Annotated in this window: 13 protein-coding genes and 1 pseudogene; all 14 read right to left on the minus strand. The window is 68.2% G+C overall.

The features are described 5' to 3' along the window. Positions 1-1,256: sodium/proton-translocating pyrophosphatase (locus Q0588_RS15870; protein WP_298748232.1), on the minus strand; the 1,256-nt coding region annotated here is incomplete at its 3' end. Positions 1,257-1,436: 180 nt separating this feature from the next. Beyond that, the gene (locus tag Q0588_RS15875; RefSeq protein ID WP_298748237.1) at positions 1,437-1,856 is read right to left on the minus strand and encodes a hypothetical protein; all 420 of its coding nucleotides are present in this window, start codon (positions 1,854-1,856) and stop codon (positions 1,437-1,439) included. Positions 1,857-1,894: 38 nt separating this feature from the next. Then, positions 1,895-2,884 carry a thiamine-phosphate kinase gene (gene thiL, locus Q0588_RS15880; RefSeq protein WP_298748240.1) on the minus strand — a complete coding sequence of 330 codons (990 nt, stop codon included), beginning with the start codon at positions 2,882-2,884 and terminating at the stop codon, positions 1,895-1,897. Continuing rightward, complete coding sequence (gene nusB, locus Q0588_RS15885; protein ID WP_298748243.1) at positions 2,884-3,411, minus strand: transcription antitermination factor NusB; 528 nt, start codon at positions 3,409-3,411, stop codon at positions 2,884-2,886. Before nusB ends, thiL begins: the two co-directional genes overlap by 1 nt. Further along, positions 3,408-3,869 carry a 6,7-dimethyl-8-ribityllumazine synthase gene (gene ribH, locus Q0588_RS15890; RefSeq protein WP_298748246.1) on the minus strand — a complete coding sequence of 154 codons (462 nt, stop codon included), beginning with the start codon at positions 3,867-3,869 and terminating at the stop codon, positions 3,408-3,410. Before ribH ends, nusB begins: the two co-directional genes overlap by 4 nt. Further along, a complete protein-coding gene (gene ribB, locus Q0588_RS15895) occupies positions 3,866-4,999 on the minus strand; it encodes a 3,4-dihydroxy-2-butanone-4-phosphate synthase (protein ID WP_298748249.1) in 1,134 nt (377 codons plus the stop codon). Before ribB ends, ribH begins: the two co-directional genes overlap by 4 nt. Beyond that, complete coding sequence (locus Q0588_RS15900; protein WP_298748252.1) at positions 4,999-5,589, minus strand: riboflavin synthase; 591 nt, start codon at positions 5,587-5,589, stop codon at positions 4,999-5,001. Before Q0588_RS15900 ends, ribB begins: the two co-directional genes overlap by 1 nt. Before the next feature lie 123 nt (positions 5,590-5,712). Then, complete coding sequence (locus Q0588_RS15905) at positions 5,713-6,336, minus strand: RibD family protein (protein ID WP_298748255.1); 624 nt, start codon at positions 6,334-6,336, stop codon at positions 5,713-5,715. Further along, positions 6,336-6,794: a transcriptional regulator NrdR gene (gene nrdR / locus Q0588_RS15910; protein WP_298748258.1), complete on the minus strand. Its 459-nt coding sequence runs from the start codon at positions 6,792-6,794 to the stop codon at positions 6,336-6,338. The genes Q0588_RS15905 and nrdR overlap by 1 nt, the downstream gene beginning before the upstream one ends. A gap of 7 nt (positions 6,795-6,801) precedes the next feature. Next, complete coding sequence (glyA, locus tag Q0588_RS15915) at positions 6,802-8,115, minus strand: serine hydroxymethyltransferase (protein ID WP_298748261.1); 1,314 nt, start codon at positions 8,113-8,115, stop codon at positions 6,802-6,804. 37 nt (positions 8,116-8,152) lie between these two features. After that, the gene (locus Q0588_RS15920) at positions 8,153-8,335 is read right to left on the minus strand and encodes a hypothetical protein (protein ID WP_298748264.1); all 183 of its coding nucleotides are present in this window, start codon (positions 8,333-8,335) and stop codon (positions 8,153-8,155) included. A 605-nt stretch (positions 8,336-8,940) separates the two neighbouring features. Beyond that, positions 8,941-9,708 (minus strand): DUF3825 domain-containing protein, encoded by a 768-nt coding sequence (locus Q0588_RS15925; protein ID WP_298748269.1) that lies wholly within the window; start codon positions 9,706-9,708, stop codon positions 8,941-8,943. A gap of 138 nt (positions 9,709-9,846) precedes the next feature. After that, positions 9,847-11,073 carry a 5-aminolevulinate synthase gene (hemA, locus tag Q0588_RS15930; RefSeq protein WP_298748272.1) on the minus strand — a complete coding sequence of 409 codons (1,227 nt, stop codon included), beginning with the start codon at positions 11,071-11,073 and terminating at the stop codon, positions 9,847-9,849. 135 nt (positions 11,074-11,208) lie between these two features. Continuing rightward, positions 11,209-12,120, minus strand: a pseudogene (mmsB, locus tag Q0588_RS15935) (3-hydroxyisobutyrate dehydrogenase); the annotation flags it as partial. Positions 12,121-12,147 lie beyond the last annotated feature (27 nt).

Here is a 12,147-nt window from a genome sequence, read left to right on the forward strand (position 1 = left end):
GTGGTGGCGATGGCGATGCCGAACAGGCCCGCCAGCTGGTAGGAGGCGACGATGCCGACGATGATGGTCAGGGCCGGAAGCGCCGTGGACTCCAGCGACACGGCCAGACCCTGGATGACGTTGGTGCCGTGGCCGGAGACCGAGGCGTTGGCCACCGAGCGCACCGGACGGAAATTCGAGCCGGTGTAGTATTCGGTGATCACCACGATGGCGGCGGTGACGGCCAGGCCGACGAGGCCGGACCAGAACAGGTTCATGGCGGTGATCGGGTCGCCGCCGACGGGCGTGACCACGGCGTTGTCCGGCAGCAGCTGGTTGATCACCAGCCACAGGGCGCCGACGGAGAGGACGCCGGTGACGATGAGGCCCTGGTAGAGGGCCCCCATGATGTTCTGCTTCTTGCCCATGCGGACGAAGAAGCTGCCGATGATGGAGGTGACGACACAGACCCCGCAGATGGCCAGCGGCAGCAGCATCATCGTCTCGACGTAGGGCAGGTCGCGGAAGAAGATCGCCGCCAGCACCATGGTCGCGACCGTGGTCACGGCATAGGTCTCGAACAGGTCGGCGGCCATGCCGGCGCAGTCGCCGACGTTGTCGCCGACATTGTCGGCGATGGTCGCGGCGTTGCGGGGATCGTCCTCGGGAATGCCGGCCTCGACCTTGCCGACCATGTCGCCGCCGACGTCGGCGCCCTTGGTGAAGATGCCGCCGCCCAGACGGGCGAAGATGGAGATCAGCGAGGCGCCGAAGCCGAGCGCCACCAGGCCGTCGATGACCTCGCGGCTGGTGCTCTCGAAGCCCGCGCCCTCGGTCAGGAAGGCATAGTAGCCCGCGACGCCGATCAGGGCGCCGCCGGCGACGAACATGCCGGTGATGGCCCCCGAGCGGAACGCCAGGTCGAGGCCTCTGGACAGGCTCTCGGAGGCGGCCTGGGCGGTGCGGACGTTGGCCCGGACCGAGATCAGCATGCCCGCGAAGCCGGCGAGGCCGGAGAGGACGGCGCCGATGACGAAGCCGATCGCGGCCCACGGCCCGATCAGGAAGTACGCGGCGATCAGGATGACGACGCCGACCATGGCTATGGTGGTGTACTGGCGGCGCAGATAGGCCGAGGCGCCTTCCTGGATCGCCGCCGCGATCTCGCGCATCTTGTCGTTGCCGGTCGAGGCCTTCATCAGCGAGGCGGTCTGGATCAGTCCGTAGAGGACCCCCAGCGCGCCCGCGGCGATGACAAGCCACAGAAGATTACTCATGGCGTTTCCAAATCCTGTGTTTCTAGAGGCGCCCGGACCCTTGGCGCGGTGGGCGTTATTCGCCTCTGTCCGCCTTCCGGTCCCCCCGTGCGCACCGGACGCGAGTCTGCGTCCCTCGGGAAATGCGGCGGAAACGTGCCAAATGCGCCGGGGCGACGCAACAGGGTTGGTGAACCGGCGTCAGCCGGGGTTGACGCCGGTGCGCCGCCGCGGGGCCTGGCTGACGACCTCGACCCGGGTCACGATCCCGCGTCCGGCTATGGAAGCGGCCGCGCGCATCAGGCTCGCAGACAGGGCCGCCGTGTCGATCCGGGTCCAGTCCCCGGGGAGGACGAAGGGGGTCCGGTGCCCTGCCCGCACCAGGGCGTCGCGCAGATAGGGCTCCTTGGGACGCATCGATTCGGGTGTCGCCGCCCCGCCAAGATGCAGGCGCAGCGAGACGAAGACGTAGTTCCGGATCCGCCCCCCGGCGATGACCGGCAGGCCGACTCCGGCGATGCCCAGACTGGCGCCGGCCGCGCCCGCCCGGGCGGCGGCCGGGTCGGCGCCGGCGAGGGCGGTCCCGGCGAGGGAGGCGGCGATCAGGTCCCGGCGGCGCATGGTCCCCATCGTGGCGTCATCGCCTTGAGAATTCGTTGTCAGCCGTGGCTGAAGCCCGGTCGTTCGATCGGGACCGGCCGGCCGCCGAAGCGGGCGACCACCCCCTCGCCGGCCGTGACCCGGCCGATCCGGCTGAGCCGCAGGTGGCGCCGGTCGGCCTCGCGCCGCAGCGCCGCCTCGTCGCCGGGGCGGGCGGCGAAGGCGATTTCATAGTCGTCGCCGCCGGTCGCCAGACTCTCCAGCGCCGCCTGCTCGTCCACCCGCCCCTCATACCAGGCCTGCCCTGCCGCCGATCGGGGCGTGAGTTCGAGGTCCAGCTCGATCCGCACCCCGCTCGCCTCGGCCAGATGGCCGAGGTCGGCGATCAGGCCGTCGGAGACGTCGATCGAGGCGGTGGCGAAGTCGCGGATCGGCACGGCGAATTCGACGCGCGGCGTGGGAGCCCGGAAATGGTCGATCAGGGCGGCGACGCGGTCGGGCTCCAGCGACAGTTTTCCCCGCGCGGCCTGCAGCCCCAGCCAGCCGTCGCCGATCGCCCCGGTGACGAACACCAGGTCGCCGGCGCGGGCGCCGCCCCGGCCGACGGCGCGCCCCCTCGGAATCCATCCGAGCAGGGTCATCGAAAAGGCGGCCGGGCCCGGCGTGACGACCGTGTCGCCGCCCAGCAGGGCGACGCCGAAGGTCTTCTGGTCAGCCCGCAGGCCGTCCACGAAGGTCATCCGCTCGGGCCAGCCGCAGCGCTCCGACCAGTGGCAGGCCAGCAGATAGCCGAACGGCTCCGCGCCCTTGGCGGCCAGGTCGGAGAGGTTCACGCGCAGCAGCTTGCGGGCCACGGTGTCGAGCGGATCGGTCGGCAGGAAGTGGACGCCTTCGACGATGGCGTCCTTGGTCAGGACCAGATCGTGCCCGGCCCGGGACGGGACCACGGCGACGTCGTCCCTGAGCCCCCGGCCCCATTCGGGATGGGCGAGCGGCGCGAACAGGCGCCGGATGGTCTCGAACTCCCCGGCGACGTCGACCCCGGCCATCAGGAAGCGCGGGCGTCCCGGGCCACGCCGTCCAGGGCCGCGTTGACGAATTTCGCCTCGGCGTCGTCGAAGAAGGCCTTGGCCAGTTCGACGTATTCGTCGATGACGATCTCCCGGGGCACCTCCTGACGGGCGCGCAATTCCCAGGCGCCGGCGCGGAGCAGCGCCCGCAGGGTGGAGTCGAGCCGCTCCAGCCGCCAGTTCGACGCCAGCCGGGCCCTGATCGCCCCGTCGATGTCCCGCTGGGCGCCGACCACGCCGCGAACGATCTCCGCGAACCAGCTCTCATCGGCCTCGGCCAGGGGCTCGCCCTCTATATCGGCGTCGAAACGATGGTTGGAGAATTCGGTGATCACCGTCTCCACCCCTTCGCCGGCCAGCTCCATCTGGTACAGGGCCTGGACGGCGGCCAGGCGGGCGACGGTGCGGGCGCGCCGCTGCCGGCTGGTCAGTCGCGGCTCGGCGCGCTGCTTTTCGGCTTCGGCGAGTTGCTCGAGCACGGACTGGAGACTGGCGGGTTCGGTCACGACGCCAGTCCTACGCGCAGCCGCTTGCGCAAGGCAATGAGGTCGAGACAGGCGCGCGCCGCGCCGCCGCCCTTGTCGCCCTCGCCGGGCCGGGCCCGGGCCCAGGCCTGGTCCTCGTCCTCGGTGGTCAGGATGCCGTTGCCGATGGCCACGCCGCGGAGCCCGAGCTCCATCAGGCCGGCCGCGGACTGATCCGAGACGATCTCGAAATGATGGGTCTCGCCGCGGATGACGCAGCCCAGGGCGACATAGCCGTCGTAGCGCGGGGCGGTCGGAAAGCGGCCGGCCTCCTCGGCCAGGGCGATCGCCGTCGGCACCTCCAGCGCGCCGGGAACGGAGACGACGTCGACGTCCACGCCCCGGGCGCGCAGGGCGTCCTTCGCCCCCTCCAGCAGGGCGTCCGCCAGGTCGTCGTAGAAACGCGCCTCGACGATCAGCACGCGCCAGGGCTCGCTCACGACTGCGCTTCTCCGTCCATGCCGCGCCAGCCGACGATGCGCAGGCCGTAGCCTTCGAGCGCGGCCGGGCTGGGGCGGGTCGCGCTCATCACGACCATGTCGCGGACGCCGAGATCGAGCAGGATCTGCGCACCGACGCCGTAGTTGCGCAGGGCCCGGTCGGCGGCGGCCGGCTTCTCGACGCCCGCCAGTCTTTCGGCGAGGCCGTGCAGCTCGGGGTCGCGCAGGAACACCGCGACGCCCGGGCCCGGATGGGCGCTGATGGCTCTGAGGGCGCGGGGCACATAGTCCTGACGCGCCTCGACGTGACCCAGCAGGTCCGCCGCAAAATCGACCTGGTGCATACGCACCAGGGTGGGCCCGCCGGGCTCGATCTTGCCGTGGACCAGGGCCACGTGCTCCACCCCCTCGATGGCGTTGCGGTACAGCATCAGGCGGAACGGGCCACCGTGGACGCTCTCGAACGGGGTGTCCATGACCCGCTCGACCAGCCGTTCGGTGCGGCGGCGGTAGGCGATCAGGTCGGCGATGGCGCCGATCTTCAGCCCGTGCAGCCGGGCGAAGGCGACCAGGTCGGGCATCCGCGCCATCGAGCCGTCGTCGTTCATGATCTCGCAGATCACCCCGGCCGGGGTCAGCCCCGCCAGCCGGCTGATGTCGACCGCCGCCTCGGTGTGGCCGGTGCGGACCAGAACGCCGCCGTCCCGGGCCACCAGCGGGAAGACGTGGCCGGGGGAGACGATGTCGTCGGCTCCGCGGGCCGGGTCCGCGGCGACCTGGACGGTGCGGGCGCGATCGGCCGCCGAAATTCCGGTGGTGACCCCTTCCCTCGCCTCGATGGAGACGGTGAAGGCGGTGCCCATGCTCTCGCGGTTCTCGGCCGACATCGGCGGCAGCCGCAGCTGGCGGGCGCGCTCGGCGGTGATGGCCAGGCAGATCAGGCCGCGGGCGTGGCGGGCCATGAAATTGATCTGGTCCGGCGTGGCGAACTGGGCCGGGATGATGATGTCGCCCTCGTTCTCGCGGTCCTCGGCGTCGACGAGGATATAGGGCCTGCCGTTGCGGGCCTCCTCGAGGATGTCCTCGATGGGGCTGATCGGACTGTCGTTCATGTTGGCGGCCGGTTGCATCACGCCGTCTCCTGCCACCGCGCGAGGTATCGCGCCAGCATGTCGATCTCGATATGGACGGCGTCGCCCGGGTTCAGCTCCCCGAGCGTGGTCGCCCGCCAGGTGTGCGGGATGACGTTGACCTCGAAGCGTCGCCCCTCGACCGCGTTCACGGTCAGGGACACGCCGTCGACGGTGATCGAGCCCTTGGGCGCGATATGGCGGTGCAGGGGCGCCGGGGCCGCGACATGGACCCGGTGCGAGCCGCCCTCCGGCTCGATGGCCACCACGCGGCCCACGCCATCGACATGGCCCGAAACGACATGACCGCCCAGTTCGTCGCCCAGCCTGGCGGCGCGCTCCAGATTGACCCTGCGCCCCTCGGTCCAATCGCCCAGGGTCGTCTTCGACAGGGTCTCCGCCGAGACCTCGACCGCGAACCAGCCCGGTCCCTTCTCCGTCACGGTCAGGCAGCAGCCCGCATGACTGATCGAGGCCCCGAGATCGAGGCCGGAGGTGTCCCAGGCTGTCTCGATCTCGTAGCGCCGGTCGCGTTCGGTCTGGCGGACCGAACGGACGCGGCCGACGTCGGTGACGATGCCGGTGAACATCAGACGCGCTCCGGCCGGGCCGGGTGAAAACACCGTCCGCTGCGGTCGCAGCGGTCGCTTCGACTCCGGCCCGAGGCGGCGTGACACGGCCCTGCGCCAATATCGGTCACCGGCCGGCGGAGGCTAACGGAGCGCATCATAGCGTTCCCACAGATCGTCGCCGACCGGTTCGGCGGACAGACGCCGGAAGGTGGGGGCGGCGGCCAGGTTTGCAAGCGCCAGGGCCCCGACGCAGGGGCGCCCCTCCCCGCCCAGAAGCATGGGCGCGCGGAACCATTCGATCCGGTCGACAAGGCCGGCGCGCAGGAAGGAGGCGGCGACCTGGCCGCCGCCCTCGATCAGGACCGACCCGGCCCCGGCGCGGCGGATGGCCCGCAGCGCGGCCCGGGGCGAAGGGCGGCCGTCGGGTGCGTCCACCCGTTCGATCCGCGCGGCCCCGACGGTCGATGGCTCGGCCGCGGTCAGGATGAGGCAGTTGCCCCGGGCGACCCGGGCGGTCGGCGGCGTGCGCAGGCGGCTGTCGAGAACCACGCGCAGGGGCTGGTCGACCGGGCGGCCCGGCAGCCGGGCGGTCAGTTCGGGATCGTCGGCCAGCACCGTCTCCACCCCGACGAGGATGGCGTCATGCGCGGCGCGCAGCCGATGGCCTTCCAGCCGCGCCGCCGCGCCGGTGATCCATTTCGACTCGCCGGACGCGGTGGCGATGCGTCCGTCCAGCGAGGTCGCCAGCTTCAGGGTGACGCGCATCAGCCTTCATCCAGACCCTCGTCGCCGAGGAAACGGGCGAAGTCGCCGGTATGGCGGAAGTCCCTGTAGACCGAGGCGTAGCGGACATAGGCCACCTCATCGACGGACTTCAGGGCCTTCATGATGAAGTCGCCGACGGTCGAGGACGGGATTTCGGTCTCGCCGAGGCTCTCGAGCTGGCGGGTGATCCGGCTGACCAGCTGTTCGACCTGTTCGGCCTGGACCGGCCGCTTGCGCAGGGCGACGGTCAGCGAGCGCTCCAGCTTGTCGCGGTCGAACGGGGTGCGGCGGCCGTTGCGCTTGAGGATCATCAGCTCGCGCAGCTGGACCCGCTCGAAGGTGGTGAAACGCCCACCGCACTGCGGGCAGGACCGCCGGCGGCGGATCGCGGTGCCGTCATCCGACGGGCGGCTGTCCTTCACCTGGGTATCCTGGTTTCCGCAGAAGGGGCATTTCATCAGGGGGTTATCCGTAGATCGGGAAGCGGCGCGTCAGCTCGCGCACCTGGCCCGCGACACGCTGCGACACGGCCGCATCGGCCTCGTCCGCGCCTTTCATCGAGTCAACTACGTCGGCGATCCAGTGGCCGACCTGCTGGAACTCGGCCACGCCGAAGCCGCGGGTCGTCCCCGCCGGCGTGCCCAGGCGCACGCCCGAGGTGACCGTGAACGGCGCGGAGTCGAACGGCACGCCGTTCTTGTTGCAGGTCATCAGGGCGTGTTCGAGGGCGGCCTCAGTGGCCTTGCCGGTGACGCCCTTGGGCCGCAGATCGACCAGCATCAGATGGCTGTCGGTGCCGCCCGAGACGATGGCGGCGCCGCGCTCGACCAGAACGGCGGCCAGCGCCCGGGCGTTGGCCACCACCTGCTGTGCATACAGTTTGAACTCGGGCTTCAGCGCCTCGCCGAAGGCCACGGCCTTGGCGGCGATGACATGTTCCAGCGGTCCGCCTTGCAGGCCCGGGAAGACGGCGGAGTTGATCTTCTTGCCCAGTTCAATGTCGTTCGACAGCACCATGCCGCCGCGCGGGCCGCGCAGGGTCTTGTGGGTGGTGGTGGTGACCACATGGGCGTGCGGCAGCGGGTCGGGATAGACCCCGCCGGCGATCAGGCCGGCATAGTGGGCCATGTCGACCATCAGATACGCCCCGACGCCGTCGGCGATCTCGCGGAAGCGTTTGAAGTCGATGTGGCGGCTATAGGCCGAGGCGCCGGCCAGGATGAGCTTGGGCCTCTCTTTTTCGGCCATCTCGGCGACGTGGTCATAGTCGATCAGGCAGTCGCTCTCGCGCACCTTGTAGGTCATGGGCCGGAACCATTTGCCGGACTGGTTGGCGGGCGAGCCGTGGGTCAGGTGGCCGCCGGCCGCCAGATCCATGCCGAGGAAGGTGTCGCCGGGCTGTAGCAGGGCCATGAACACCGCCTGGTTGGCCTGGGCCCCGGAGTGGGGCTGGACGTTGGCGAAGGCGCAGCCGAACAGCTGTCTGGCCCGGTCGCGCGCCAGATTCTCGGTGACATCGACATATTCGCAGCCGCCATAGTAGCGCCGGCCCGGATAGCCCTCGGCGTATTTGTTGGTCAGGACCGAGCCCTGCGCCTCCAGCACCGCCCTGGAGACGATGTTCTCGGAAGCGATCAGCTCGATCTGTTCCTTCTGGCGGCCCAGTTCGCCCTGGATGCCGCCGAAGACGTCGGGATCAGCCTCGGCGAGGCTCTTCGAAAAATAGGCGTCGTGGGTGAAGGCGGTCACGTGAGGTCCCCGAAAACTGCGGCGCTTCATTTAGGCCCGACCGCCGGGGACCACAACATCTTGTGGGTCAGCGGGCGGCCAGCGCCCGCTTCAGCTTGGCGAGGGCGATCCGCTCCAGCCCCTTGGGCTCCGATGCCGGGCCCACGGCGACCGCCTCCCTGCCCGTGGCGACGTGGACGGCGCTGACCTTCAGATAGCGTCCGTTGCGGGTCAGCTCGACGATGACGTCGCCGATGTCGTCGCCTTTCACAGGCGTTTCAGCCCCTGAGTCATTTCCACCGTGTCCAAGCGGCCATCCCAGAAACCTATGAGAACATCACGGTTTAGCTCGATCCATCGCTGGACCTGCTTTAGGTCACCACCATCCAGCGGTCCCTCTATAAGTGTCTGACCGATAAATCGCGATGAGCCTCCGGTGGCTGATTTTGAGGAGACCAAAAGCGGTGCTGATAGCCAAATTTGGGCCAGATCAAGCTCGTTTCACGGGCTCGGAGATCACGATTTTGCACATGTGTCGCCTCCAATCCGAATTATGAGTCAGACTCTAAGAGCCGCCTTCGGTCGAATACCCACGACTGCCATATCCTCAAAGCCGAGACGATCACCGTGGGTACGGCAGACTTTGACGCGCGCATCATGCCGGGCTCTCCCATGGTGGCAGACCCAAACGGTCATTGGCAGCCCGGTGTGTTTAGGACGCAGGTTCGCCATCTCGAAGAGGTCACTTTCCTCGACAGGCGAAGGAGAATTCAACTGCACGACCTTCATCGTAGAACCTGCAAACGTAGTCCCTATATTCTGTCATCTTGGTAGTCCTTAATAGGTGTAAATTTAACAAACAGAAGCACGATCAAATTAGGGCTTCAGCCAGTCCCGGTCCGGCCGCGCCAGTTGTCGCGCATTGTTATAGGCCATATCCAACGTGAGGCAGGTCGAAGCCCGGTAGAAGGCTCCATGATCTTCAACCACCAACGCCAGGTCAGCCTGAGCGGGACTCGAGATACACAAGGGCAGCAGAAGCTGGCTCTTCCCACGATAGTATTGTGGAACGGCCGTCTTGTAATTGCGGCGGACCCGTTCGCGTGCGCTGTCCAACGAGCCCTTGAGCAAATTCTGGAGGACAAAATCATCCATGCCGTTGTACGGCTCCGGAAACCGCTCCTTGTTATCGGCGATGATGTGCTCAATGTTCACACGCAGCTCTTTCGTGTGATCGAAGACGAGGTTCGCAGGCGTGGTCATGTAGTTGACCATGTCGGGGAGCTGCTGGAAGCGGACGAGTTCGTGCTCGCCACGCCGAAGCCAGCTACGTAGGAACCACGGCTGTTTGTCTGGAATCTGGTTCCGGCCGAAGTATGCGTAAATGGGCTCTTGGTTCGGTGTGACGAGACCGGTGTTGAAAACGACGCTCTGGCCGTCGTCGGACAGCTCGATCTTTTCTTCCTCAGCCAATCTCGAGTAGGTGTAGCGGATATAGTTGAAGAGGATCGGCTTTATCCGCGCGCTTTCGGTAGCCACATAATCCCACATCTCTGGTTCGGCCAACGCCGCGAGATCGGACAGGCGTTCATCGAAATTGTGGATGAACGCGAATTCGAACAGGTCCGTAGGCCATGTCGCCATCGGAGGTCTCCGTAGTAAGAGTTAAAAATAGTGAGGGGCAGGCTCTCGCCCACCCCTATTCGGCTCTTAGTAATTTCGCAGACGGCAACCCGCTGCGTACACCAAAGTAGGCAAACCGCCTCTGCTCGTCAATGCCGACTACGCCACCGCCGGCAGCCGCGCCACGTTGCAGTGCGTCCACAGCCGATCCATCGCCGCCACCAGATCGTCCATCATGGCGTCGGTGTGGTTGGGCGACGGGGTGAAGCGCAGCCGTTCGGCGCCCTTGGGCACGGTCGGATAGTTGATCGGCTGGACATAGACGCCGTGCTCTTCCAGCAGCAGGTCCGAGATCATCTTGGCGTGCACCGGATCGCCGACGAACACCGGCACGATGTGGCTCTCGGACCGCATGACGGGGATGCCGGCGGCGGCGAAGCGGGCCTTGAGCGTGGCGGCCCGCTCCTGATGCGCTTCACGGAGTTCCGGGTGAGCCTTCAGGTGCCTGACGGAGGCGAGCGCCCCGGCGGTCAGGGCCGGCGGCAGGCTGGTGGTGAAGATGAAGCCCGCGGCCCAGCTGCGCACGGCATCGACGATCATCGCGTCGGCGGCGATGTATCCGCCCATCACGCCGACGGCCTTGCCGAGGGTGCATTCGACGATGTCGATCCCGTCCAGCACCCCGTCGCGCTCGGCCACGCCGGCGCCGGTCGCGCCGTACAGGCCGACCGCATGGACCTCGTCGAGATAGGTCATGGCGCCGTACGTCTCCGCCAGGGTGATGGTCCCGGCGAGGTCGGCGATGTCGCCGTCCATGGAATAGACGCTCTCGAAGGCGATCAGTTTGGGCGCGTCGGCCGGAGCCGCGGCCAGCAGGGCCTCGAGGTGTTCCAGGTCGTTGTGGGCGTAGATGTGCCGCTCGCCGCCGCCGTTCCTGATGCCGGCGATCATCGAGGCGTGGTTCAAACTGTCCGAAAAGACGATCAGGCCGGGCAGGATGCGCTGTAGCGTGGTCAGGGTCGCCTCGTTGGCGACATAGCCCGAGGTGAACAGCAGCGCCGCCTCCTTGCGGTGCCACGCCGCCAGCTCGGCCTCCAGGTCGACCGCCGAACGGGTCGTGCCCGAGATGTTGCGGGTGCCGCCGGCCCCGGCCCCGGCCGCCTCGAGCTCGGCCCGCATGGCCCCGATCACGGCCGGATGCTGGCCCATGCCGAGATAGTCGTTCGAGCACCAGACCACCACCTCCTGCTCCGAGCCGTCGGCGCGGCGGCGGATCGCCTTCGGGAACTGGCCGCGCACGCGCCTCAGATCGGCGAAGACGCGATAGCGCCCCTCGCTCTTGACTTGCTCGACAGCGGTCTTGAAGGCGGCCTTGTAGTCGTACAACGGGTCAGCTCTACCGGTGGCGAAAACTTGCCCGGTGATGCGCCGATCGGGTCGATTTGTCCATGAAACGGACCGGACAAAACGCCGCAAACCCTTAATTGATAACGGTTCTCAATTTCGTTACGCGGTCGGCGCTCACCCCTTCGGCAGCTCGTCCAGCTTGCCGCGCAGCATCTGCAGGATCGCCGAGAAGTCGCGCCCGCCGTAGCCCAGCCGGTCGAACAGCTGGAACAGGGCCTCGGCCTGGGCCCCCAGCGGCGTGCTCGCGCCCGATTTGGCCGCTGCGTCCTGGGCCAGTTTCAGATCCTTGAGCATCATCGCCGCGGCGAAACCGCCGTCATAATTTCGGTTCGACGGCGCGGTCGGCACCGGGCCGGGCCACGGATAATAGGTCGTCACCGACCAGCTCTGGCCCGAGGATTTGGCGACGATGTCGAACATCTTCACCGGGTCGAGACCCAGCTTCTCGGCCAGGCCAATGGCCTCGCAGGTGCCCAGCATGGTGATGCCGAGGATCATGTTGTTGCAGATCTTGGCCGCCTGCCCCGCCCCGTGGTCGCCGGCCCGGAAGCTGGCGCGGCTCATCGGCTCCAGCGCCGCCTCGATACGGGCGAAGTCGGGCTCGTCGCAGCCGACCATGAAGGCCAGGGTGCCGGCGTCGGCGGCCATGGTCCCGCCCGACACGGGAGCGTCGGCGAAGGCGTAGCCGGCGTCCTTCGCCAGGGCGGCGACCTTGCGGGCGGTGTCGACGTCGATGGTCGAGCAGTCGAGCAGCAGGGCGCCGGTCGGGGCGGCGCCGATGACCTGTTCGGAATAGACCTTGAGCACGTGCGGGCCGGCCGGCAGCATGGTGATGACCACCTCGGCGTCCTTCACCGCCTCGGCGACGGAGCCGGTCGGGGTGCAGCCGTGCGAGGCGGCGCGGTCCAGGGCGTCCTGCGACAGGTCGAAGGCCATGACCGTGTGACCGGCTTTCGCCTGGTTGGCCGCCATGCCGCCGCCCATGTTGCCGAGGCCGATGAAGGCGATGGTCTGGGTCATGGCGTCTCTCCCGAATGATTTTCGGGAGGGTTA

The sequence above is a fragment of the uncultured Brevundimonas sp. genome, assembly GCF_937870815.1.
Taxonomy (GTDB): domain Bacteria; phylum Pseudomonadota; class Alphaproteobacteria; order Caulobacterales; family Caulobacteraceae; genus Brevundimonas.

Coding starts and splice junctions, on each gene's coding strand:
- Q0588_RS15925 (WP_298748269.1), bottom strand. CDS start 9,708: ATGGCGACATGGCCTACGGACCTGTTCGAATTCGCGTTCATCCACAAT.
- ribB (WP_298748249.1), bottom strand. CDS start 4,999: ATGCAACCGGCCGCCAACATGAACGACAGTCCGATCAGCCCCATCGAG.
- Q0588_RS15900 (WP_298748252.1), bottom strand. CDS start 5,589: ATGTTCACCGGCATCGTCACCGACGTCGGCCGCGTCCGTTCGGTCCGC.
- thiL (WP_298748240.1), bottom strand. CDS start 2,884: ATGGCCGGGGTCGACGTCGCCGGGGAGTTCGAGACCATCCGGCGCCTG.
- glyA (WP_298748261.1), bottom strand. CDS start 8,115: ATGAAGCGCCGCAGTTTTCGGGGACCTCACGTGACCGCCTTCACCCAC.
- nrdR (WP_298748258.1), bottom strand. CDS start 6,794: ATGAAATGCCCCTTCTGCGGAAACCAGGATACCCAGGTGAAGGACAGC.
- Q0588_RS15905 (WP_298748255.1), bottom strand. CDS start 6,336: ATGCGCGTCACCCTGAAGCTGGCGACCTCGCTGGACGGACGCATCGCC.
- Q0588_RS15875 (WP_298748237.1), bottom strand. CDS start 1,856: ATGCGCCGCCGGGACCTGATCGCCGCCTCCCTCGCCGGGACCGCCCTC.